This is a genomic window from Providencia sp. PROV223 (genome assembly GCF_028479245.1).
GTDB lineage: Bacteria > Pseudomonadota > Gammaproteobacteria > Enterobacterales > Enterobacteriaceae > Providencia > Providencia rettgeri.
Genome location: NZ_JAMPNG010000006.1, coordinates 137,511 through 161,469 on the forward strand (window position 1 = coordinate 137,511; position 23,959 = coordinate 161,469).

The 23,959-nt window shown below is 43.1% G+C and carries 19 protein-coding genes; 2 read left to right on the top strand and 17 right to left on the bottom strand.

The window, feature by feature from the left end; genetic code table 11:
- Position 1 precedes the first annotated feature (1 nt).
- The 3 genes from menH to PR767_RS09455 form a co-directional block, all read right to left on the bottom strand.
- Positions 2–766, bottom strand: coding sequence for a 2-succinyl-6-hydroxy-2,4-cyclohexadiene-1-carboxylate synthase (gene menH, locus PR767_RS09445; protein ID WP_123382590.1), 765 nt, complete (start codon positions 764–766; stop codon positions 2–4).
- Positions 766–2,439: a 2-succinyl-5-enolpyruvyl-6-hydroxy-3-cyclohexene-1-carboxylic-acid synthase gene (menD, locus tag PR767_RS09450; protein WP_109911558.1), complete on the bottom strand. Its 1,674-nt coding sequence runs from the start codon at positions 2,437–2,439 to the stop codon at positions 766–768. The genes menH and menD overlap by 1 nt, the downstream gene beginning before the upstream one ends.
- Positions 2,440–2,556: 117 nt before the next feature.
- Complete coding sequence (locus PR767_RS09455) at positions 2,557–3,891, bottom strand: isochorismate synthase (RefSeq protein ID WP_272520214.1); 1,335 nt, start codon at positions 3,889–3,891, stop codon at positions 2,557–2,559.
- 751 nt (positions 3,892–4,642) lie between these two features.
- Here PR767_RS09455 and PR767_RS09460 point away from each other — a divergent pair.
- Together PR767_RS09460 and PR767_RS09465 are read left to right on the top strand one after the other, a co-directional pair.
- Positions 4,643–5,851, top strand: coding sequence for an alpha-xenorhabdolysin family binary toxin subunit A (locus PR767_RS09460; RefSeq protein ID WP_272520215.1), 1,209 nt, complete (start codon positions 4,643–4,645; stop codon positions 5,849–5,851).
- A gap of 11 nt (positions 5,852–5,862) precedes the next feature.
- Positions 5,863–6,846, top strand: a complete 984-nt coding sequence (locus PR767_RS09465; RefSeq protein ID WP_164528669.1) for an alpha-xenorhabdolysin family binary toxin subunit B — start codon at positions 5,863–5,865, stop codon at positions 6,844–6,846.
- A 56-nt stretch (positions 6,847–6,902) separates the two neighbouring features.
- On the opposite strand, the gene nuoN is transcribed toward PR767_RS09465, so the two are convergent.
- From nuoN to PR767_RS09535, 14 genes are all read right to left on the bottom strand, one after another.
- Positions 6,903–8,384: an NADH-quinone oxidoreductase subunit NuoN gene (nuoN, locus tag PR767_RS09470; protein ID WP_272520216.1), complete on the bottom strand. Its 1,482-nt coding sequence runs from the start codon at positions 8,382–8,384 to the stop codon at positions 6,903–6,905.
- Between the two features lie 6 nt (positions 8,385–8,390).
- Positions 8,391–9,911 carry an NADH-quinone oxidoreductase subunit M gene (gene nuoM / locus PR767_RS09475; RefSeq protein ID WP_117162386.1) on the bottom strand — a complete coding sequence of 507 codons (1,521 nt, stop codon included), beginning with the start codon at positions 9,909–9,911 and terminating at the stop codon, positions 8,391–8,393.
- 19 nt (positions 9,912–9,930) lie between these two features.
- Complete coding sequence (gene nuoL / locus PR767_RS09480; RefSeq protein WP_272520217.1) at positions 9,931–11,772, bottom strand: NADH-quinone oxidoreductase subunit L; 1,842 nt, start codon at positions 11,770–11,772, stop codon at positions 9,931–9,933.
- Positions 11,769–12,071, bottom strand: a complete 303-nt coding sequence (gene nuoK, locus PR767_RS09485; RefSeq protein WP_004912233.1) for an NADH-quinone oxidoreductase subunit NuoK — start codon at positions 12,069–12,071, stop codon at positions 11,769–11,771. Before nuoK ends, nuoL begins: the two co-directional genes overlap by 4 nt.
- A complete protein-coding gene (nuoJ, locus tag PR767_RS09490) occupies positions 12,068–12,610 on the bottom strand; it encodes an NADH-quinone oxidoreductase subunit J (RefSeq protein ID WP_004912236.1) in 543 nt (180 codons plus the stop codon). The genes nuoK and nuoJ overlap by 4 nt, the downstream gene beginning before the upstream one ends.
- A 12-nt stretch (positions 12,611–12,622) precedes the next feature.
- A complete protein-coding gene (gene nuoI / locus PR767_RS09495) occupies positions 12,623–13,165 on the bottom strand; it encodes an NADH-quinone oxidoreductase subunit NuoI (protein WP_004259834.1) in 543 nt (180 codons plus the stop codon).
- 14 nt (positions 13,166–13,179) lie between these two features.
- Entirely contained in the window at positions 13,180–14,157 is a 978-nt protein-coding gene (gene nuoH, locus PR767_RS09500; RefSeq protein ID WP_004912244.1) for an NADH-quinone oxidoreductase subunit NuoH, read from the bottom strand.
- Positions 14,157–16,889, bottom strand: a complete 2,733-nt coding sequence (gene nuoG, locus PR767_RS09505; RefSeq protein WP_272520218.1) for an NADH-quinone oxidoreductase subunit NuoG — start codon at positions 16,887–16,889, stop codon at positions 14,157–14,159. Before nuoG ends, nuoH begins: the two co-directional genes overlap by 1 nt.
- 89 nt (positions 16,890–16,978) lie before the next feature.
- The gene (gene nuoF, locus PR767_RS09510; RefSeq protein ID WP_004259820.1) at positions 16,979–18,337 is read right to left on the bottom strand and encodes an NADH-quinone oxidoreductase subunit NuoF; all 1,359 of its coding nucleotides are present in this window, start codon (positions 18,335–18,337) and stop codon (positions 16,979–16,981) included.
- Positions 18,334–18,882, bottom strand: coding sequence for an NADH-quinone oxidoreductase subunit NuoE (gene nuoE / locus PR767_RS09515; RefSeq protein WP_272520219.1), 549 nt, complete (start codon positions 18,880–18,882; stop codon positions 18,334–18,336). Before nuoE ends, nuoF begins: the two co-directional genes overlap by 4 nt.
- Positions 18,883–18,884: 2 nt before the next feature.
- Positions 18,885–20,687 (bottom strand): NADH-quinone oxidoreductase subunit C/D, encoded by a 1,803-nt coding sequence (gene nuoC / locus PR767_RS09520; protein WP_375372756.1) that lies wholly within the window; start codon positions 20,685–20,687, stop codon positions 18,885–18,887.
- Positions 20,688–20,761: 74 nt separating this feature from the next.
- Positions 20,762–21,436 carry a NuoB/complex I 20 kDa subunit family protein gene (locus PR767_RS09525; RefSeq protein WP_004912254.1) on the bottom strand — a complete coding sequence of 225 codons (675 nt, stop codon included), beginning with the start codon at positions 21,434–21,436 and terminating at the stop codon, positions 20,762–20,764.
- A gap of 18 nt (positions 21,437–21,454) precedes the next feature.
- On the bottom strand, positions 21,455–21,898 hold the full coding sequence (locus PR767_RS09530) for an NADH-quinone oxidoreductase subunit A (protein WP_004259806.1): 444 nt from the start codon (positions 21,896–21,898) through the stop codon (positions 21,455–21,457).
- Positions 21,899–23,011: 1,113 nt separating this feature from the next.
- Positions 23,012–23,935, bottom strand: a complete 924-nt coding sequence (locus PR767_RS09535) for a LysR family transcriptional regulator (protein WP_004912258.1) — start codon at positions 23,933–23,935, stop codon at positions 23,012–23,014.
- Positions 23,936–23,959 lie beyond the last annotated feature (24 nt).

Below are 23,959 nucleotides of genomic sequence, written 5' to 3' on the forward strand. Positions count from 1 at the left end.
TTTAACCACAGTGTGATAAAAAATGGTGTAGTGCAGTTGCAAAGCCCATGGGGTTTTCCCGATGTGCATTATGCCCTGCATTTTCAATCAGCGTTAACGGCAAAACATATTGTTGCGAAACGCTTCGAAACTTTTGATCCTTTTCGCCACAAAAATAACGATAAGGACAGATTAATTGATGCAATTTGTCCGCCAAAAAAGGTTGCTTTGCTAATGATGTGTTTTCTAGCATAGCAGCAATGCTGTGCGGGTTATTTTGTCCACGTAACTGAATTAACTGTTGGCGCTGAGTGGCCGACAAATCAGCAAATACAGTTTGTTGATACCAGTCATCTAACACTTTTTCAATGGGTTCTGAACGAAAACGTTGCGCCCATGCCTCATCATTAGCAGCTCGAGCAACACGTTCTTGTTCATTGGCTAACCCCACATTCCCGCCTTCAATTACTAAACCTAATAGCCCGTTAGGCTGATAGTGACAGGCAAAATGCATTGCGAGCCGAGCACCGAGTGAATAGCCAACCAAGTAGTATTCATTAATTTGATGATACTGTAAAAGCTCGCTGAGTTGTTGATCAAAATGTGAAAAACTCTGGCATGGCTCTGAATGAGAACCGCCATGACCTGGCAAATCCACAGCTAATGATGGAAAAGTCCGTGTTTGATCAATCACGGGTGACCAGTCATCCGCACTGCCTAACAAACCATGCAACCAAATGATCCAAGGAGCCGATGAGGTAGAATGATGTCGATGAGCGGATAACATTACAATTCCACAACTTCATTAAGCAGCTGTTTTAAAGTACGCGCGCCTTCATCGCTTGCCACCTGTAATTCCACCAACAATGTTCCTTGCTGACTATGCCAAAATTGTTGAACAGTATTTTTTAGTGTTCCCCAATCTGTCGGCGCACAATATTGTAAGCCAAACATTTTCGCAGCAGGCTCGAAACTGACATTTTGCGGCATACAGTAATAATTTTGCCTTGCTTCGTCTGGTGTGGGGAGCATAGAGAAAATTTGCCCGCCATTGTTATTCACGATGATTAGGACTGTCGGTGCTGAAGGTTCTCGCAACAGCGCCAAACTATTCAAATCGTATAAGGCAGAAATATCCCCAACAATAGCTAATGTTGGACGAGCTGTTGCTCGTTGCACTCCCGCCATGGTAGAAATCAGACCATCAATACCACTTGCGCCGCGGTTGCTATATACCGGATAGCCTAATGGAAGTTGTGCGAGTGCATCCACCAAACGAACAATTAAGCTATTTCCAACAAATAGTTGACCTCGTGGTGAGAGTAGTTCTGGCAATTGAAATGCAACCGCCGCTTCGGAAAACTGGTCATGTAACTGTTGGTGTACATGGTGTTGGGCTTTTTGCGCTAACGTCTGCAGAGATTCACACCACAAACTTCTCGGCTGTGCAGGATGGTTGTCCAGCCAACCTTTAATTGAACAGGTTAACTTTCTTCCCCTATGATTAGCTGGGTCTAGCCGTTGAGGTATCGAGTCGATAATCCAATACTCTTGCGGTTCACAATTGGCTTGCCATTGTAATAGCCGTTTTCCTGTTAAGCTTGAACCAAACTGGACAACTAATTCTGCATGTTTTAAAACCTGTTGAGCATCGGGATGCTGAAGCCATAAATCTGCGCAAGGGTATGGCTGGCCTGTTTGAGATAACACATCACCTATAACTGGCCATCCGAGTTCTTGAGCCCATTTAGCAACGAGCTCCCCTTCACTCGCACTCATTCTACCGGCAAGCACAACGCCTTTTTTTTGCCGCCAAAAATACCAATCTGCCACTAGAGCGACAGAATGAGTTAACGGTTCAGTGAGCCACGGGTGGCTCGAATTCCACCATTCCCCAAGGGTTTTCTGCCATTCATGTTCCCCATCCATATCACCATATAGTGGCTCAGCAAATGGGCAGTTGATATGAAATGCACCATGGCGTAACTGGTTCATGCCATTATCAATAGCGGTTACCAACCATTTAGCTGAAATATCTTGTGTCGGCCTTGGCAACATTAATGATTGAGCAGGATGAGATGCAAAAATATGCGTCTGCCGAATAGCCTGATTAGCACCGCAATCAATCAATTCAGGGGGCCTATCTGCGGTGAGAAAAATAACTTTTTCTCCAGTTAGTCCAGCTTCTATCAATGATGGATAAAGGTTTGCAACCGCAGTCCCTGACGTCACAATGACACCTACTGGCTCATTGCTGGCTTTTGCCAATCCAAGTGCCAGATGACCCAAACCACGCTCATCGAAATGGGTGTGACAATGTAATTTGGCGTTATTGATGGCAGCCAGAGTCAAAGGCGTCGAACGAGAGCCTGGCGCAATACAGATATGTTTCATTCCGTGGCGAGATAGTGCTTCAATAATCACTTCAGCCCAACGGAGATTAAAAGCAGAATTCGACATAATATGCTCAGCAAATTATTAGTTATCAACTAGTTTAGACTGGCTGAAATAAATTTCTTGATCTCAGAACAATTTTTGGTGAACTAATTGAAATAAAAGAAAATAACCATTTTAACTTTATGGTTTTTCGTTATTTCCAAACAAAGATTTAAGCCCCGCCGCTTTATTTTCAATTTCTATCCACTCTTGCTCTGGGTCTGAGCCACTGACAATGCCCGCACCTGAATATAATGAGACATGCGCACCTTCTATTTGTGCACAACGTAGAGATACCGCAAATTCACTTTTATTTAAGCTAATAAACCCGCCAGTTCCTGCATACCAGCCACGAGAAAAGGGTTCATTACTTGCTAAAAATTGCCGTGCAACTTTGCGAGGTAAACCACATACGGCAGCGGTAGGTTGAAGACGTTGTAAGCAATCGCTATCAGAAGGATTGATTAATGTCGCAACAATAGAGCGATAAAGGTGTTGGATTTTTCTCAAGCGGATCACTTTTGCTGATGATACGTCAACTCCCGTCACTGCACCTTGTAATTGTTGGCAAATATCATCCACAACGACTAAATTTTCGTGTTGGTTCTTTTTATCTTCCATCAACCACTTAGCATACTCCGCAGCGACGGCGTCATCAGGGTCATTAGCGACAGTTCCCGCTAAGGCCTCAGAATTCAGTTGTTCATTTTGCCGTAAATATAAACGTTCCGGAGTCGAAGAGATGAACCCTGACTGTGCGTTGAAGGCCATCATAAAATGGTAACAATGATGATTCACCTGCTGGCTTTGGGCTAAAAACTCAGCAACCGCAATGGGTTTAGACAGGGTGAGTTTTGTTTCCCTTGCCATCACCACTTTTTCCATCTTCCCTGACTTCATGTCATCAATAGCGCAATTTAATAAACGACACCATTCATCATGCGTAGGAATATGTTCTTGTGCAGTAATATTGGCATTCAATGTCAATCTCACATGAGAAGCCGGCTTCAATTGCTGTAAAAGATGAATAGCATTCAAGCGGTCTTCTTCCCCCTCAATATTGACGCTAACACTAATTGTCGAACGTAATCGATGAATTTCAATGCGGGGCAAAAAACAAAAAGTTGCTTGGCGTTTTATCTCTTCAGGAATGCCCGTTCCAACCGCATTCCAGCCATTAAGCCCCCATAGGCGCATCTCTGGCATATCAGGATACTGGGATAAAAAAACTTGTGCCGTATCTATCGAATCAAAGGATTTCACCATACCAAGAGCACTGCATTCCTCGGCACCAGTGCGTTGATACCAATAAAATTGAGGATAACTTTGCTGTGCCGACATCCATGAAAGTCCAGGAAAGGAGGTTTGTGCATCTAATTGCCAAACTAAACGAGTAAACTCTTGATTTTTTAGTGTCAATGTAGACAAATGGTCCAAAATTTCAGTTATCAATTGATCAATTTTTTTATAGTTCACTTTAGATTCCCACTGCTACATCACACAAATTCACTACGGTTATTATATAGCGCAATACAATTTTTTAATACATTGATGACTAACAGTAAATGCTATACCGCCCATTCAGCACTAAAAGTAGATTACCTGCAATTAAGAGATTGCTTTTAGTACTTCGCTATAATTATTTTTTATGGCTCAAATGACGATAGCCAAGAGCAGCTGTGTCAAAATAAACCTGTTATCACTCACTAATAGTGACCTTCAGGCTGTTGATAGTATAGCTTATTATGTATATTACATAGCACTCCATTCATTTAATTAATAGAAAATGTGATTTTATCCCCTTTAATCTTTGCTTCTTTCTCGAAACTGCATCATTTTTACCCAATGAAAATTTCATTTTGAAACATAGTGATATGTCAGCTTTAAACCCATGTTCCATTGCAAGCCTTTTTAATTCAAAACAAAAAAATTATCGTATATTTTAATTAATATCATATTCTTATTAGTTATTTTATTTAGCACCACTATAGATAATTTTCAAATAAAAATAATAGAGAATAATATTTAAAACACATATTAAATTATTCAAAATGCTATTTTTTAGCTCTGATTTTCATTTTTTAATATAAAACTTTCAGTCAATTTCTAGTAGGTTAACAAATATGAACTTTATATTTTTATTTGCAATAAATAGGTAATTTAACCATGCAACAGTACTAAGAAAAATAAGCATTCAATCTTTAACTTAATCAATGTGGAATTTAAAATGAATACAAAAGATAATTACGATAGAATTATTGAAAAAGAACATATAGGCCATACAACCTTAGCTTTATTAACTAATCAAGACACACTTTCAGCCCGTGAAGTCGGTATTTTCACATTAGATGATTTAATTAGCATACATCGCCACGTTTACTTTTCTCTTTCTTTGCCTTGGAAAAAAAATGATATTCTAAAATGGTTTGGTATTACCTCATCAACAACCTTGCCAATCGATACAAATGAACTAATTGGTACCATTATCAATATTCGTGAACATGCCAATAGCTGGGATAACGTTGAACAACATGTTAAAGAACAATCTGTCAATCTATCTCTAGTTAGCCGAAACATTATACAAACAGGTGGGCAAATTATTGAATATATAAACCATATGCCTATTTTGAAAAAAGTGTCTGAGAGTTTGAATGATTTTAGTGAACATGAACTAGATGAAATATATTATCAAAATGATGACCAGCAAATAGCTACCGAGCTAACTAATATCTTACAATTAATTAGGGATGATATTAAAGACCAATCTATTAAGACAAGTAATATTAAAAATATCATTTCTGATTTCCGCGTACATATTACAGGAGGTTATTTATCTAATTATCAACATGTTGAATCATTGCTATTCAATGTTAAAGGGTTATATAAACAACTTGATCCCACTAATAATGAAACAACCGATTCCTATTTACAAGAATCACTTAAAATAAAAAAACAAGAACTCCAGCAATTAGAACTCGAGTATTCACACTTTGTGAAACTCAGTTTTACGGGTTTAGTTGGTGGTGTCATCGGCCTCATTATCACTGGAGGGATTTTTGGCTCAAAGGCTGAAAAAATTCGGGCAAAAAAGAATGAAACATTAACAGAAATAAAATCAATTAGTGACCAAATCAACAAAGAAAAATTTGTCCAAAAAGTTATTTTTGATATTCAAATCAATCTCCATAAAATTGATAGTTTATTTAAAGATGCCCGGTTAGCCGTTGACCACTTAGATTATATGTGGCTAGTCCTCCTAACCGAAATAACTCAATCAATCGAGGTTTTCAAAAAAATCAATAACGCTGAAAAACTTATTCAGTTCATTACTCATTTTAAACGTGCTATTACATCTTGGTATACCATTCAAGAATACTCGACACATTTAATAAAGTTATTTGATGAAATTCAACCAAATAACACTCCCCCTCAATAAAAGGTACTAATATGCAAGATAAGCTTGATTTACCCATACTCCCCCCTATTGATATTTATCAATTGAGGCATATGTCAAACGAAATTTCCGCATTTAATAAAAACATAATACATTATGATTTTATTATCCATGGAAAAATACAAAAAATAGCCAGTAAATCTTTTAATATCAATGAAATAATCAGAAACTCAATACCGAAACTTAAAATAAAATTAAATTATATTTTAAAAAGCGAATTAAATAATGAAAATATCAACATACCTGATGAAATCTTAGTTAAAAGCTTCATTGAAGATTTAATTGATTTCAAGTTAGAATTAGAAAGAATAATTACCAAATTCAGTTATACCACTGATTCTTTATCACTCATTCATTTAGAAGAAAGCAATCAGCACAAACTACATCAATATACTGAGCAGAAAGAACTTCTAGTCACATCCAAAAATAGCAAAACTCTAAAAATAGATGAAATCAATCAACAGCACTCCGTTATCATCGCAGCAGAAGATATTATATTAAAATCTAAAATTACCGATTTCTTAAAGAAACATTTGTTAAATGACGAATTAATTGACTCAATTGATATGCCAACAAATAAAAAACAAATATTAAAATCAGCCGTTGCCTTTATTAAAAATTTATTATCAGTCATTGATGATGGTTTGGAATTTGCGCAACTTGTCGAGGTCAGATTAGATTTAGGTAATCAAATTTTAGAATTAAAAGAAGAAGTTAACCATATTGATAAAACAATATTTAAGCTTTCTCAGCTCATGCTATTAGCTGACCAAATAACCACTATAGATTCGCATAAATTGTCAATTATTACTCAGATAAGCTTAATTAAAGATTATTGGTTGCAATGGTGTCATTTTATTAATGAAAAATCGTCTGAAAAAATGTTGAATATTCAAAAAATTAACTTAGCAAGTCAGGTACTCATGTCTTTCTTAGACGATATGGAATATCAATATCAACGCCAGTTACCCGATTAAAAAAAACCGGCTACTTAGAAGTAACCGGTTTATTAGCAATAGGAAATTTTGGCCTATTAGTTAATCACAGCAAGCGCTGTTGATGTCATATCAATAAGTGGTTGTGGCCATACACCAAAGACGATAACAGCAATGGCGCAAATAACAGCAACAACAGTTCCTAACGTTGCTTTTTCAGGGCCTGTATAACGTTCTGCATGTTCTGCATCACGACTATATAGGCTAGCCATAAAGCTTAGGTAGTAATATAAACCAATAGCACTACCTACCACTACAGCCCCCGTTAGCCACCATAACTCTGCATTCACTGCGGATGCAATCACATAGAATTTACCAATAAACCCTAATGTAATTGGAATACCAGCTAATGAAAGCATCATTACCGTCATTACCATTGCAAGAATTGGCTTATGCCAAAATAGCCCGCGGAATGCACTAAAGTCATCCTGATCATCACCACGGTAAGGGCTTGAAACGATACTCACAACACCAAATGCCCCTAAACTCGCAAACAAGTAACCCACTAAGTAGATTGCGATAGTGACTTGTGACGCAACAGGGTCGATACGTAACGCAACAGGGTCGATACGTAACGCAACAAGAGCGACCAGTAAATAACCCATATGTGAGATAGATGAGTAACCCAGTAAGCGTTTTGCACTTTTTTGTGTGATAGCCAGTAAGTTACCAAACAGGATAGATGCAATAGCAATCACAGAAATCACAATCGCTAACGTATTGCTATTGGCGATTGGTGCTTCCAGAAAAATACGCACTAATACTGCGAAGATAGCGATTTTACTACCGGTTGCTAAGAAGGCTGACACTGGTGCTGGCGCACCTTGGTAAACGTCTGGTGTCCACAGTTGGAATGGAAACAGTGACAGTTTAAAGCCAAAACCTACAATCAGCATACCGAAACCAATCATCACCAATGGTGCGTGAATTTGGCTATCGGAAAGGCTTTGACCAACAGCAGCAAAGCTTAAACTACCCGATTCTGCATACAGTAACGCAATCCCGAATAACAGGAATGAAGACGCGGCTGCAGATAACAGCATGTACTTGATCCCGGCTTCTAATGTGCGACTGCGCTCAAAGGTATAGGCAACTAGACCAAACAGAGGCAATGAAATCAGCTCAATACCGATAAACATTGATGCCATATGGTTTGACATAGATAACAGCACACCGCCCGCTACTGCGATAGCAACAAGTAAATGGAACTCATCTCTATTATCACCAAAACCTTCTAACCAGTGGTAAGCAAAGATAGACGTTCCAATACCTGCAATCAGGACTAATGCGCTATAGAACAGTGCAAAGCCATCAACACGAATAAGCGAAGTCACATCCATTAGGTAGCCATCGGCTACCCAAATGAGTGAAAGCAACGCAATAATAAAGCCTGATACTGTCAGCGCGGCACTAGTCAGGTGATCGCGTCGCCACGCAATGGACAGCATCACAACCACCGCCGTCAACCCGACGATCATCAGTGGTAGTATTGCGATCAGTTCTTGAGGAGTTATTGTCATGGCGAATTACAGCCCTAATGTTGTAAGTGAAGCAGAATACAGGTTATGCAATGTTTCCATCGAACCAATTGAGGTATCTAAAATTGGTTGTGGGTAGAAACCGATAATAACCAGTAAAGCAGCCAGAGCCAGCAGCACACCAAATTCACGTGCCGTTAACCCTTTCATTTCTTTTTCAGACTTAGGTGTACCGTAGTAGGTCTGTTGCATCATCCACAGTGAATAGATAGACGCAAACACCACACCAAAGACCATAATGCAGGTCACTAACGCGAATTGGCTGAAGCTACCGAACAGGATCATGAATTCACCAATGAAGTTACCTGTACCTGGCATTCCTAACGTTGCCGCAGCAAAGAACAGGGACATTCCTGGTAACCATTTAATGCGTTTCCATAATCCACCCATCATGCGCATATCACGAGTTTGTGTACGTTCATACAGTTGACCACTGATGATAATCAGTGCCGCACCGGACAAACCGTTGGTGATCATTTGAATCACCGCACCTTGGTAAGCCAAGGTTGAACCCGCGTAAATAGCGACTGTCACAAACCCCATGTGGGATAAGCTACTGTACGCCGCCAGACGTTTGATATCCGTTTGTTTGAACGCTAACCATGCCCCGTAGAAAATACTGATCACACCCAGTGTCATCGCTATTGGAGTGAACTGGATAGACGCTTCTGGGAACAGAGGCAAGGTAAAGCGTAACAGACCGTATGCTGCGGTTTTTAGCATGATACCGGAGATATCCACTGAACCCGCTGTTGGCGATTGCTCTTGGGTATCTGCCATCCAACCATGGAAAGGGACCAGTGGCATTTTAACGGCAAAGGCGATAAAGAAACCTAACATCAACATAAACGCGACATTGCTAGAGAGTTCTGCACCCAGCAATTGGTTATAGTCGAATGTTAATACACCTGAAGTATTGTAGTTCGCCAACGCTAGGCCAATGATGGACACTAGCATGATCAAACCACTTGCTTGCGTGTAGATGAAGAACTTAGTCGCGGCTTTGATATGTTGTCTGTTTTCTGACCCTTTGTGTCCCCAATTGGCAATTAGGAAATACATTGGGATCAGCATCATCTCCCAGAAGAAGAAGAATAAGAACAGGTCAACCGCGGTAAAAATCCCCATCACACCTGTGATAATCCACAACAGGTTAAAGTGATACGCACCTTGGTTTTTCTGGTTTTCACTCCAAGAGCTCAGAATTGAGAAGCCCCCCATGATAGCCGTTAACACGACCATCAGCAGTGATAAACCGTCAATTGCTAAATGAAAGTCAATTCTCAGTGACGGGATCCACGGCATAAAGAAAACAGATTGCCATTGTGGAATACCTTGTGGATTGACAAGGGAGTAGCTCCCTTGTAACCACAATTGTACGGAAAGTATCAATGTTATTCCCATCGTTGCCAGTGCAATCCAACGCGGTGCGCGATGACTGAACCGGTCAGCCTGCCAGCTTAGCAGGCCTCCGATGAAGGGAATGAGTATTAGCCAGGGTAATAGCATGGCGCAATGTGTCCCTTAATTAAACCAAAAGCAGCAGAGCAAGAATCAGCACTGCACCCAGCCCCAACGAGGCAACATACCAACGAATTTGGCCGTTTTCACTCACTGCAAGCCCTTTATTTGCCCAACGTGAAAGATGTGCAGGGATATTCATCAGAGAGTTAACCGGATCGCTTTCTAGTAGCCATGCTATACCTTTAAATGGCTTAACAAAGACTACATCGTACAGCCAATCGAATCCCCACGCTTGGTACCACCATGCGCTGAAGAAACGACCCACTGCAGTTTTCGCGATAGCATCGACTATTGAACGTCTGAACAGATAGAGGAATACCGCAATTAATAGACCTGCGATAGCAAACCCGCCAGAAATCGCTTCGAGTAAGACTTTACCGTCTTCACTGCCTGCGGCTTCGGCTGGGAAAACCCCTTCGAGTGGTTGGTGGATTAATGCACCAACAAACGTTGCAAGAATAGCCAAAATGCCCAGTGGTAATGTGTGAGTGATGCCTTTAACCTTGTGCGCTTTGAGTTTCGCTTCACCGTGGAACACGATGAAAATCATACGGAAGGTATAAATTGCGGTCATTAATGCACCGAAGATACCTGCCCACAACAACACAGTTTGTCCATCAAGCTGTGCACCCCACAAAATCGCATCTTTACTGTAGAAACCTGCGGTAAACAGTGGCAATGCTGCCAGTGCGCTTCCGCCGATTAACATCACAGCGTAGATGAATGGAATTTGCTTACGCAGCCCACCCATCTTGAAGATATTTTGTTCGTGGTGGCATGCCAAAATGACTGAACCTGCTGACAGGAACAACAACGCTTTAAAGAAAGCATGTGTCATCAGGTGGAAAATGGCTGCATCCCATGCTTGTACACCTAGTGCCAAGAACATATAACCGATTTGGCTCATCGTGGAGTATGCAAGCACACGTTTGATATCGGTTTGCACCAGTGCAGCAAACCCAGCCAGTACTAATGTCACAGCCCCCACAACGCCGACTAAATGTAATACTTCAGGCGCTAACAGGAACAGAACATGGGTACGAGCAATTAAGTACACACCCGCGGTTACCATGGTTGCGGCGTGGATCAGTGCAGAAACTGGCGTTGGACCCGCCATCGCATCTGCCAACCACGTTTGCAATGGTAACTGTGCTGATTTACCGACTGCACCACCTAATAACATCAAGGTTGCCCAGTTGATCGCACTTGAACCTTCCGCAAATTTTTGAGGTGCTAACACCGCCATTTCGCTGAAATTCAGTGTGCCAAGCTCATTCCACAGAATAAACATACCAATTGCGAGGAACACATCACCGATACGCGTTACAAAGAACGCTTTCATCGCCGCTTTGCCGTTTTCTGGATTGGTATAATAGAAACCAATCAACAGGTAACTGCACAGCCCTACCCCTTCCCAACCGAGATACATCAGCATCATGTTGTCAGCGAGGACTAAAACCACCATGCTTGCGATAAACAAGTTAGTGTAAGCGAAGAAACGTGAGTAACCTTCCTCGCCACGCATATACCAAGATGCATATACGTGGATAAGGAAGCCCACACCCGTTACCACACCTAACATGGTCAATGACAGGCCATCTAACATTAGAGTGAATGGGATATTAAAGGTACCGACAGACATCCAAGTCCAAAGTGGCTGGATGAATACGCTACCTGCGTCTTGAGCTAAAAATTCATTGCCAGCATAGAATGCGACGACGGCCGCTAAGCCAACCGACCCCGCACCAATAATGGCCGAAACGTTTTCTGACCAGCGTCCACGAGAGAAGGCTAACAGCACCGACCCCAGTAAAGGCAACAGAATAGTTAAATAGAGTAGGTTCATCCGCGCATCTCACTGACTTTATCAATATTCAGGTTCTGACGATGACGATGGAGTTGCAGTAACAACGCCAATCCAATACTCGCCTCCGCTGCAGCCAATGCGATTGCCAAAATATACATAATTTGGCCGTCTGGCTGCCCCCAAAAACTCCCTGCAACCACAAATGCCAGTGCAGTTGAGTTAATCATGATTTCCAGTCCGATCAGCATGAAAAGCAGATTACGGCGAATAACAAGGCAACTGAGCCCCATCACAAATAAAATCGCCGCTAAAATCAGACCGTGTTCTAGAGGTATCATTTTTGTTCCTCCGCCTTCTCGATGCTGACAAGGTCAGCGCCGTTTTCTTTACGGTCACGTCCAACGTGGAATGCTACCACTAAACCTGCGAGTAATAACAAAGATGCCAATTCGACAGCCAGAACATACGGCCCAAATAGGCTAATTCCCACTTCTTTCGCCCCAATGATGGTTCCCTCAATGCCTTCTTGATAAGACAACGAGGTAATGCCGTAAACTAAGATAGCCAATAAAACCGCGGATAACACCGCAGGGCCAATCCAGTTTTTCGGCGTCAACCAAGCGCGCTCTTGTTCTTGAACAGAACGCCCTAAGTTGAGCATCATCACGACGAACACGAACAGGACCATAATGGCACCTGCATATACGATGATTTCCAACGCCCCAGCAAAATACGCGCCGAGGGAGAAAAACACCATTGACAGAGCCAGCAGAGAAACAACCAGATACAACAGTGCATGCACCGGATTTGTATTCGTTATCACCCTTAAAGTTGCTAAAATGGCAACTAGACCGGCGATATAAAATGTAAATTCCATGAATATCGCTCCTTATGGCAACAGGTCTTTGACGTTAATCGGTTTCGCTTCGTTATCCGCTTCACCTTTGTCTTTACCTGCAATCGCCATACCCGATTTACGGTAAAAGTTATAATCAGGATATTTACCCGGACCTGAAATCAACAGGTCATTTTTCTCGTAAACCAGATCCTGACGTCTCCAATCGGCCATTTCAAAATCAGGTGTTAATTGGATTGCCGTGGTTGGGCAAGCCTCTTCACACAGACCACAGAAAATACAGCGCGAAAAGTTAACGCGGAAAAATTCAGGGTACCAGCGGCCGTCTTCATGTTCAGCTTTTTGCAGTGAGATACATCCCACAGGGCAAGCAACCGCACATAAGTTACACGCAACACAACGCTCTTCACCGTCAGGGTCGCGTGTTAACACGATACGCCCACGGTAACGGGGTGGCAGATAAACCGGCTCTTCTGGATACATTTGCGTTTCGCGTTTATCGAACGCATGCAGGCCGACCATCCAAATACTACGTACTTGGGTGGCGAAACCGACCAATAACTCTTTCAATGTCATGGTTCAATCACCCCTTACTGAGCGTTGTATAAAATCACTGCTGCAGTACCCAGCAGATTAAGCAGTGTCAACGGCAGACAAATTTTCCAACCGAAAGACATCACTTGGTCATAACGTGGACGCGGTAAAGAGGCACGGATCAAGATAAACATCATCATGAAGAAGCCAGTTTTGATAGCAAACCACAAGAATGACGGCAGGAATGGACCATGCCAGCCACCAAAGAACAGCGTCACAATCAGTGCAGAAACCGTTACGATACCGATATACTCACCGACGAAGAACAAACCAAACTTCATACCTGAGTATTCAACGTGGTAACCATCCGCAATCTCTTGTTCTGCTTCCGGTTGGTCAAACGGATGACGGTGACATACCGCAACGCCCGCTATCGCAAAAGTCACAAAACCAAAGAACTGCGGAATAATATTCCACATGCCTTCTTGGGAGTTCACAATATCAATCAGGTTGAATGAACCTGCTTGTGCAACCACACCCATTAAAGAAAGGCCTAAGAACACTTCGTAACTCACGGTTTGTGCTGACGCACGCATCGCACCTAATAATGAGTATTTGTTGTTACTTGACCAACCTGCGAATAACACCGCATAGACAGCGAGACCCGCCATCATCAGGAAGAATAAAATCCCGATATTGAGGTCTGCAACATGCCAAGTCGGGCTAACAGGGACGATGGCAAATGCTAAGAACAGTGAACAAAACGCAATCACTGGTGCAAGCGTAAAGATTTTCTTGTCAGCAAACTGCGGGATCCAGTCTTCTTTAAACAGCATTTTGAACATATCCGCGATTAACTGGCCCATCCCAAACGGACCCACGCGGTTAGGGCCATAACGGTTCTGGAACAGACCGAGAATACGGCGCTCTCCCAGACTCATGTATGCCCCACAAGTCACAACAACCAATAATATGACGACAGATTTAAGGATGGAAATTAACACTTCCATCACTTCAGGAGAAATCCAATCCATCATGCTCCCCTCCGCAGATTATTGACTGACACGCCAGCCATTGAAGGTGCGATACCTGGCATTCCTAACGGTAAGCCAATTTGACCTGTAGACAGGTGATTACTTAGGCGGACAGTCAAGTTAAACACTTGACCTGCATGGCTAAACTCCGCTTTAGTTCCTGCTGACAGGCCGAGTGACGCAGCATCTTGCGTGTTCAGCATGATATAAGGCTCAGGCATACGCTCTTGAATTACTTCTGACCGCTGTGACATTTCATCACTGCCGAACAGGTGGTAATAAGGTGCGACAACCCACTGAGCTTCATTGGCTTGATAAGCCGCTGGAATTTCAGTGAAGTAAGCCAATTTGCTCTGTGTTGAATTGAACAAACGGATACCCGGGTCACCAAATAACAGGTGCCCCCCCACTTCGGCTTGGAATTTGTTCCAGGCTTGTGGTGAGTTCCAACCCGGCGCCCATGCAAATGGAATTTGCTGGCGTGGCGCGGTTGCGCTGTTGTTCCCTTCCATTGAGAAAGCAAATGGAGAGTCAATATCTTGCGGTTGACGAGGTTCATGAACAGATTGATTTGCTAGCATCGCTGTACGACCACTGTAACGATGTGGTTCACGCGCCAGTTTTTGACCACGAATACGGAAAGACGCTTTTGGTGCAGCATCTACCATACCCGAGAATTGTGGCATTGCGGCAACACAATCTGCGATAACGTGATCAAGTTGCGACCAATCCGCATCACGCTCTTGCGCTTCAGTTTGCAGTGAATGCATCCAGCGCCAGCTTTCGTTCATCACGATAGCTTTGTCGTAATAAGTTGGGTCAAAGGCTTGGAAGAAACGCTGCGCACGACCTTCTTGGTTAATCAACGTACCGTCTGCTTCAGCAAAGCTTGCTGCTGGCAGAACCAATGTTGCTTTATCCATGATGTCGGTTTGCTGATGATCTGCAACAATCAAGTGGCTCAATTTCGCTAATGCGCTATTGACAGCATCCACGCTGCTGTGACGGTACAGGTCATTTTCGATAACGATAGCCACATCCGCTTCGTTCGCTTCAATGCGAGCTAAAGCGCTGTCTAATGGCTGTGCGTTCATCATTGCCAGACCGAAGCTATTGGCATGAGATGCTAAGTAAGATAACCCAACATTCGCGCCTTTGGCTTTTAACGCAAATGCCACGTTAGCGGCCGCTTGGATCATTGCCTCGCTGGCACTATGGCTACCACTAATAATTAATGGTTTTTTCGCGCCAGCTAATGCCTGAGCAATGGTTTCAACTTTGGCTTTTAAGTCTGCGGGTAAATCATTCACCGCAGGGGCTTCGCCGTTAATCATATTGGCGATAGCAAAACCGAAACGTGCTTGGTCAGCTACTGGTGCACGATAATTAAAGGCAGCCACATCGTCTAAACGCGTATCATCAACGTTGGTAATAAACAGCGGATATTTTGCATGTTGACCAATATTCATGATTGCGGCGATTTGCCAGTCAGCGACTTTTTGCGCTGCGGCCATTTCACGTGCTTTACCTTTCACCGCTTGGCGAACAGATAACGCCATACGTGCACCTGTCTGAGTTAAATCTTCACCCAGTACCAGTACCGCATCATAGCCTTCTATTTCACGCAATGTTGGCGTATAGATACCGCCGTTTTGCAGGATGTTTTGCATCAGCGCTAAGCGGCGTTGCTCTCCCGCAGAAATACCTGAATAGAAGTTATCTGCTCCGACTAATGCGCGCAATGCATAGTTGCTTTCAACGCTCGCGCGTGGAGAGCCGATACCAATCACTTTTTTCGCTTGATTGATAATTTGCGCACCACTTTGCATTGCTTCGATAGCCGAAATGACTTGTTTGACGCCATTTTTATTGAGTACCGCTTGACGAGGACGATCTTTACGGTTGACATAACCGTAACCAAAACGACCACGGTCGCACAGGAAATAGTGGTTTACCGAACCGTTATAACGGTTTTCGATACGACGGATTTCACCATAACGCTCACCCGGACTCGTGTTACAACCGATACTGCACTGTTGGCAGATACCGGGTGCAAACTGCATATCCCACTTACGGTTATAGCGCTCTGAATGTGTTTTATCAGTGAATACCCCAGTAGGACAAACTTCAACTAAGTTACCGGAGAACTCACTTTCCAGTGTACCGTCTTCAGTACGACCGAAATACACATAGTTATGTGCACCATACACACCCAAGTCTGTGCCATCTGCGTAATCTTTGTAGTAACGAACACAACGATAACACGCGATACAACGGTTCATTTCATGACTAATAAATGGACCGAGGTCTTGGTTAATGTGAGTACGTTTCGTAAAACGATATTTACGCATGTTATGACCGGTCATCACCGTCATATCTTGTAGGTGACAGTTTCCCCCTTCCTCACAGACTGGACAGTCATGAGGATGGTTGGTCATCAGCCATTCCACAACACTTTCACGGAATTGTTTGGCTTCTTCATCATCAATAGAGATGTAAGTCCCTTCCGTTGCGGGTGTCATACAAGACATTACTAGGCGACCGCGTGTGTCATCTGCGTTCTGATACTGCTTAACCGCACACTGGCGGCAAGCGCCAACGCTTCCCAGCGCCGGATGCCAGCAAAAATAAGGAATATCTAGCCCTAGAGAAAGACAGGCTTGTAACAGGTTTTCAGACCCGTTTACGTCATATTCTTTGCCGTCTACATATATTGTAGCCATAGTCAGCATGCTTCCCAAAGGCCCGCATAAAGCAGGCGTTAATCAAAAATACGTTCTTCGTGAAAAATCTATTTAGCGGTTGCTCAATCGCTAAACAATTACCAGCGCTGCTTCAGCAGGTTGGGTTGGATACCCGCAATCTGCACAATGTTACGCAGATCTTTTTGCGAGATACCCGCTTCGAATTCATCACGGAAATATTTGATGGCACTTTGTAGCGGTTCGACCGCACCCGGTGCGTGAGCGCAGAAAGTTTTACCCGGCCCTAAGAAACGGCACAGCTGCTCTAGGGTTTCAATATCCCCCGGTTGCCCTTCGCCTTTTTCCAGCGCTTGTAAAATTTTCACACTCCATGGCAGACCATCGCGGCACGGCGTACACCAACCACAGGATTCACGGGCAAAGAAGGTTTCTAAGTTACGCACTAAAGAAACCATGTTGATTTCATGATCAACCGCCATCGCTAATGCAGTACCAAGACGGCTACCTGCTTTAGCAATATTTTCGAAATCCATCGGTAAGTCGAGGTGGTCGTTGGTCAGGAAATCTGTCCCTGCCCCACCTGGCTGCCATGCTTTTAATTTCAGTCCATCACGCATACCACCTGCGTAATCTTCCAACACTTCACGTGCCGTGGTACCAAATGGCAATTCCCATAAACCCGGATTTTTCACGCGGCCAGAGAAGCCCATCAATTTCGTGCCCGCGTCTTTACTCTTACCTGCGCTTAAATCGATATACCATTGGTCGCCGTGCTCTAAAATTGCTGGCACGTTACAAATAGTTTCGACGTTATTGACACAAGTTGGTTTACCCCAAGCACCTGATGTTGCAGGGAATGGTGGCTTAGAACGTGGGTTAGCGCGACGGCCTTCTAAGGAGTTAATCAGTGCAGTTTCTTCACCGCAGATATAACGCCCAGCGCCGGTGTGAACAAATAGTTCGAAATCAAAACCTGAACCGAGGATATTTTTGCCTAACAGGCCCGCCGCTTTGGCTTCTTCGATGGCACGGCGCAGATTTTGCGCAGCTTCAACATACTCACCCCGTAAGAAGATATAACCACGATAGGCTTTAAGTGCATAAGCGCCTGTGATCATCCCTTCAACTAACAAGTGAGGGAGTTGCTCCATCAATAAACGGTCTTTATAGGTGCCCGGTTCCATTTCATCCGCATTACATAAGAAGTAACGCAGTTTCATGTTTTCGTCTTTTGGCATCAGGCTCCATTTCAGACCCGTTGAGAAACCCGCACCGCCGCGCCCTTTCAGGCCAGCGTCTTTTACAAGATTCACAACTTCATCGGGAGCCATGCCTTTGAGCGCACGCTCAAGACCTTTGTATCCGTTCTTACTGCGATACTCATCTAACCAAACAGGCTGATTGTCATCACGCAAACGCCATGTTAGAGGATGAGTTTCAGCAGTACGGATCACTGGATTAACAGAATTTGTCATGGATACTGCTCCAGTAATTTTTGAATATTTTCAGGCTGCACGTAGCTGTGAGTGTCCTCATCGATCATCATCGTAGGACCTTTGTCACAGTTACCCAAGCAACAGGTTGGCAGCAACGTAAAGCGACCATCGGCTGTTGTTTGGCCCGGGCGAATATTCAGCTGTTTAATGATTTCAGCTTCTAAGCTCTGATAACCTGTAATATGGCAAACAACACTGTCGCAATAGCGAATAATGTGGCGACCCACTGGCTGGCGGAAGATTTGGCTATAGAATGTCGCCACACCTTCAACATCACTGGCTGGGATGCCTAAGACGTCAGCGATAGCATGGATCGCACCATCTTCAACCCAACCGCGGTTTTTTTGCACAATTTTCAGTGCTTCAATTGAGGCAGCACGTGCATCTTCGTAATGGTGTTTCTCACCTTCAATCTCTTCACGCTCTTTCTCTGTTAAGACAAAGCCATGATTGACTTGCGGTTCAAACACATTCACGACATTGAGCTCATTGTGCTTCTCATTTTCGTTATGTTCATTATGCATGGTTAGCGATCCACATCCGACATTACAAAATCGATACTACCCAGATAGACGATTAAGTCTGAAACTAAACTACCTCTGATCACCGCAGGAATTTGCTGTAAGTGCTCATAGCTCGGGGTACGAATACGCGTACGGTAGCTCATGGTGCTACCATCACTGGTTAAGTAGTAGCTGTTGATACCCTTCGTAGCTTCAACCATCTGGAATGACTCATTTGCTGGCATCACCGGCCCCCAAGACACTTGCAAGAAGTGGTTGATCAAGGTTTCGATGTGCTGCAACGTGCGTTCTTTTGGTGGCGGAGTTGTCAGTGGATGGTCAGCTTTGAATGGGCCTTCTGGCATATTCTTATAGCATTGCTCAAGAATACGGATACTCTGACGCATCTCTTCCACTTTGATCATCACGCGGTCATAACAGTCACCGTTATGAGCGATAGGAATATCAAACTCGAAGTTTTCATAGCCTGAATATGGACGCCATTTACGTACGTCAAAATCAACGCCTGTTGCACGTAATCCAGCTCCTGTCACACCCCATGCCAACGCCTCTTCTTTTGAGTACATTGCAGTACCGATAGAGCGACCTTTTAAGATGGAGTTTTTCAGTGCAGAAGTTACATAAGACTCTAAACGTTTTGGCAACCAGTCTAATAACTCACGCAGCAGTTTTTCCCAACCACGCGGTAAGTCGTGCGCAACACCACCGATACGGAACCATGCGGGGTGCATACGGAAACCGGTAATTGCTTCAATGACGTTGTAGACTTTTTGACGGTCGGTAAACGCAAAGAAGACCGGGGTCATCGCACCAACGTCTTGGATATAGGTACTGATATACAGTAAGTGGCTGTTGATACGGAATAACTCAGACAACATGACACGAATGGTTTTCACGCGATCCGGCACTTCAATACCAGCCAGTTTTTCAACGGCCAACACATATGGCATTTCATTCACACAACCGCCGAGGTACTCGATACGGTCAGTGTAAGGAATGTAGCTATGCCACGACTGGCGTTCACCCATTTTTTCAGCGCCACGGTGGTGGTAGCCGATATCGGGCACACAGTCGATAATTTCTTCACCATCCAATTGCAGCACGATACGGAACGCACCGTGTGAGGATGGGTGGTTTGGCCCCAAGTTCAGGAACATGAAATCTTCGTTTTCATTTCCACGTGCCATGCCCCACTCTTCTGGTTTGAAAGTCAAAGCTTCCATTTCCAGATCTTGTTTCTGCTTAGTCAGCACAAAAGGGTCAAACTCAGTCGCACGCGCAGGATAATCCTTACGCAGCGGATGACCTTCCCAGCTTGGAGACATTAAAAGGCGGCGTAAATTTGGGTGACCTTGGAAGGTGATACCGAACATATCCCACACTTCACGTTCATGCCAATTCGCATTCGGGAACAGTGAAACGATCGAAGGCACGTTTAAGTCTTTCTCATTAAGAGCGACTTTTAACATGATATCGCGGTTACGATCGATAGAGATGAAGTGGTAGAAAACACTAAAGTCTGCTTCTGGCAGACCTTGACGGTGAATTCGTTGACGCTCATCTACCCCATGTAAGTCAAATAACATGACATACGGTTTTGGTAATTTCTTTAGGAAATCGACCACTTCCAGTAACTGTTCACGACGCACCCAAACCACTGGCATGCCAGTACGAGTTGCTTGAACAGAAAAGGCATCCGGCCCAAATTGATTGCGCAGTTCCAGAAGCACAGGGTCGTTTAAATGATCCTGTGTCTGCCATCCTGGCTGGGTACTACTCGCTTGCGCTATCTGATCTGTCATCATTCTTCACCATAACGCTTGATCAGGTTTATTATTTCGCAACAACATTGCTCTGTTACGCTGTATGGCTTTAAGCCTTAAATTTCGTCTGGTGTACGCAGGTTAGTCACTGCAATACGTTCACCGTGCTTTCTTTCTCTTTCTGATTGCATATTGGCACGGTAAACCCCTTGGTCTCCAACAACCCAAGACAGCGGTCGACGCTCTTTACCGATAGATTCTTGCAACAGAAGCAGAGCCTGCATATAGGCTTCTGGACGCGGTGGGCAACCTGGAATATACACATCCACAGGAATAAATTTATCGACGCCTTGTACAACAGAATAAATGTCATACATGCCACCAGAGTTGGCACATGAACCCATGGAGATTACCCATTTTGGTTCAAGCATTTGGTCATACAGACGTTGAATAACAGGCGCCATTTTAGTGAAACAGGTACCTGCTACTACCATGAAATCGGCTTGACGAGGTGAAGCACGCAGTACTTCTGCACCAAAGCGGGCGACGTCATGAACAGCCGTGAACGAAGTCACCATTTCTACATAGCAACATGAAAGACCAAAGTTATATGGCCAGAGAGAGTTTTTGCGCCCCCAGTTAACCACATCGTGAAGTGCATGAGAAAGTTTCCCCATGTAAACACTGTTTTCAACTTGCTGCTCCAGTGGATCAGTGACGATTTCCTGGGTTTGCAGTGGGTAACGGTCGTTCTCACCGTTCGGATCTATGCGGGTGAGCGTATAATCCATTGTATAATGCCTCGCTTTTTACTGCGGATGACGATTGCTGATTTTAATAACTTCACTAGGATGCTTAACTTTTCCGCGGGAACGGACTGGAGTCCAATCCAATGCTCCTACGCGAACGAGATAAAACAGTCCCGCCAACAATACCAAAATAAAGATCGCGGCTTCGATGAAACCTACCCAACCGGCTTCGCGGATGGCAACTGACCATGCAAATAAGAACATGGCTTCAACATCGAAGATAACGAAAAACATGGCGACTAAGTAAAACTTAGCAGACATGCGGAGACGTGCACTACCGACCGAGTCGATACCGGACTCATAAGGAACATGTTTTGTTCTGGCTTTGGCGCGGCTACCTAAAAAGTGACCTGCGACCAACATGAAAGCACAAAGACCGATAGTGCCGATAAGGAATATCGCAAACGCCCAGTTATGGGCTAACGCTAGGATTGATGTAGACATACTCGTTGCTTACTCATTACTTATGGTGTGTTAACTGCTCTTTTTTACATCACGGCAGAGTTGCACCACAATTGCCCAGTTAATCGAGAAGAAAGACCAAAATTGATCACAAACTAAAATATCCCCAAACTTAAATCAGTCTGTTGACTGCGTTTGGTTTGTCCTCTCTCATTACAATTTATTTTACTTAAATTAAGTAAAATAACCCGTATTTGTTACAAAAACTTCACACTTTGAAAACAACAGAACAACAAAAAGTAACCATAATCTGCTAAAACGTGTCAGTGTAATGATACTCAAGTAAACACGCAAACTAGTTTAACTGATTATTCGTTTTTACTACACCATTATCTCAGGAAAAACCTGTCTTAACAGATGAAAAATTGCGCTTTTTATTTGATCTAACGCACACTTTTATTGAAAAAGTACTCAATTTGTTTACATAGCATTCAATTTCACTTTAAGTCTTTGTAACTCTTTTTAACGCATAACTTCAAGTAACTAACTGACATTCAAGCGCTATTTTATCTCTTCAATAAAAAAACATTGTTAATAACATAACAAACTGTTAACTAAACAATGAAATTCAGGTTATGCCAGCTACATCACAATTATTTCATGGTCTTTCACATTTAACCATACTTATTAAGTGGTTAATTGCTTTTTTTATGAGCGGATATTGATAAAAAATCGATAAATTTGAATTTGATAACCGATTAAAAATATCACTGAGCATTATTTAAACATGTATAAAAACCAATTTCTCGATACCGATCCCCAATATTGAAAAATGAGTTCCATACTTTGAAATAATCGTTTCAGTCATCCGTATCAATTCACATTATCTGTTATCTAACCGCTCAATTAGTCTGTACGTTAGCCATTTAATTGAGATAACCACCTCAACCGCTGCTCACGTCTTATTTAGACTGCGATTAACATGTTGATTTTATTTGTACATAGCCAATAACTCATTGATCACAAACAAGTGATCCCGTAATAGATTGGCAAAAATGACATAAAAAAACGGTAATCCCAAACGTATTGGGATTACCGTCATTACAATAAATTAATTAAGTATTGGCGTTAAGATAACCAGATGAATCGATTAACTTAATTACCTTCCTCGCTGCTATCCATCAACTCACTTGCTGAGGCTGCAACATAAGGGATTTTTTTGTTTTCAATCGCACTGAATACTGTCAGAACAAAATCTTTTTGCTCGTCTGCATTCTTATACAACCAATACTGAATATCTGGTAAGCGTGGTAGCCCATCTGATTCATTCAAAATACGTAAATCTGCATTTTGCATTTCCATTGGTCTAGCGGTTACCCCAACCTCTGCATTGACTGCCGCACGAACAGCAGGTAAAGAAGCTGCTTCATACGCAACATGCCATGACAAACCTGCATCATCAAGAGCACTAGTACAAAGTTTACGATATGGATTGGTTTCATCCATCACAACTAATGGAACTGGCTCATTGGGACGCAATTGAAAATCAGGTGCACTGTGCCACAAAACAGGCACTGTTCTTAACGCTGTTTTAGGGTGGTGACTAATTCTTGCTGTTGTTAAAGCAAGGTCTATCTCATGATTATCAAGCATTGACTCAATAAATTGTGCTCGTTTAATGCGCACTTCTACGGCAATTCTTGGATAAACAGACGCGATACGATTAAGTAAGAAAGGTAATAAGATATCGACGGTGTCATCGGATGCGCCAATACGCAATTCACCATCAGCGTCATTATAAGTTAATGACGCTGTAGCATCATCATTGGCGCGAAGTATTTGCCTTGCGTAGCCAAGTAATTGTAATCCGTGCGCGGTGAGCAGTTTATTTCGCCCATGGCGAGCGAAAAGCTCACGGCCGACTAATTGCTCTAAACGTTGCATTTGCTGGCTCACAGCAGATTGTGTTCGACAAACGGCTGCAGCTGCGGCTGCAAATGTGTTAAGATCTGCGACAGCGACGAAAGTACGTAGCAAATCAAGATCTAGGTTCATGATGGGACGATTGGAATTTATCATCGTTCATTCTCTTATATAATTTTA

Bases quoted from the DNA above. Each gene is read 5' to 3' on its own strand.
- nuoH (WP_004912244.1), bottom strand. From the start codon at position 14,157: ATGGATTGGATTTCTCCTGAAGTGATGGAAGTGTTAATTTCCATCCTT.
- nuoK (WP_004912233.1), bottom strand. From the start codon at position 12,071: ATGATACCTCTAGAACACGGTCTGATTTTAGCGGCGATTTTATTTGTG.
- nuoE (WP_272520219.1), bottom strand. From the start codon at position 18,882: ATGCATAATGAACATAACGAAAATGAGAAGCACAATGAGCTCAATGTC.
- nuoL (WP_272520217.1), bottom strand. From the start codon at position 11,772: ATGAACCTACTCTATTTAACTATTCTGTTGCCTTTACTGGGGTCGGTG.
- nuoC (WP_375372756.1), bottom strand. From the start codon at position 20,687: ATGATGACAGATCAGATAGCGCAAGCGAGTAGTACCCAGCCAGGATGG.
- PR767_RS09465 (WP_164528669.1), top strand. From the start codon at position 5,863: ATGCAAGATAAGCTTGATTTACCCATACTCCCCCCTATTGATATTTAT.
- PR767_RS09525 (WP_004912254.1), bottom strand. From the start codon at position 21,436: ATGGATTATACGCTCACCCGCATAGATCCGAACGGTGAGAACGACCGT.
- menH (WP_123382590.1), bottom strand. From the start codon at position 766: ATGTTATCCGCTCATCGACATCATTCTACCTCATCGGCTCCTTGGATC.
- nuoF (WP_004259820.1), bottom strand. From the start codon at position 18,337: ATGACAAATTCTGTTAATCCAGTGATCCGTACTGCTGAAACTCATCCT.
- nuoM (WP_117162386.1), bottom strand. From the start codon at position 9,911: ATGCTATTACCCTGGCTAATACTCATTCCCTTCATCGGAGGCCTGCTA.
- PR767_RS09460 (WP_272520215.1), top strand. From the start codon at position 4,643: ATGAATACAAAAGATAATTACGATAGAATTATTGAAAAAGAACATATA.
- PR767_RS09535 (WP_004912258.1), bottom strand. From the start codon at position 23,935: ATGATAAATTCCAATCGTCCCATCATGAACCTAGATCTTGATTTGCTA.
- nuoN (WP_272520216.1), bottom strand. From the start codon at position 8,384: ATGACAATAACTCCTCAAGAACTGATCGCAATACTACCACTGATGATC.
- nuoI (WP_004259834.1), bottom strand. From the start codon at position 13,165: ATGACATTGAAAGAGTTATTGGTCGGTTTCGCCACCCAAGTACGTAGT.
- PR767_RS09530 (WP_004259806.1), bottom strand. From the start codon at position 21,898: ATGTCTACATCAATCCTAGCGTTAGCCCATAACTGGGCGTTTGCGATA.
- menD (WP_109911558.1), bottom strand. From the start codon at position 2,439: ATGTCGAATTCTGCTTTTAATCTCCGTTGGGCTGAAGTGATTATTGAA.
- nuoG (WP_272520218.1), bottom strand. From the start codon at position 16,889: ATGCTGACTATGGCTACAATATATGTAGACGGCAAAGAATATGACGTA.
- nuoJ (WP_004912236.1), bottom strand. From the start codon at position 12,610: ATGGAATTTACATTTTATATCGCCGGTCTAGTTGCCATTTTAGCAACT.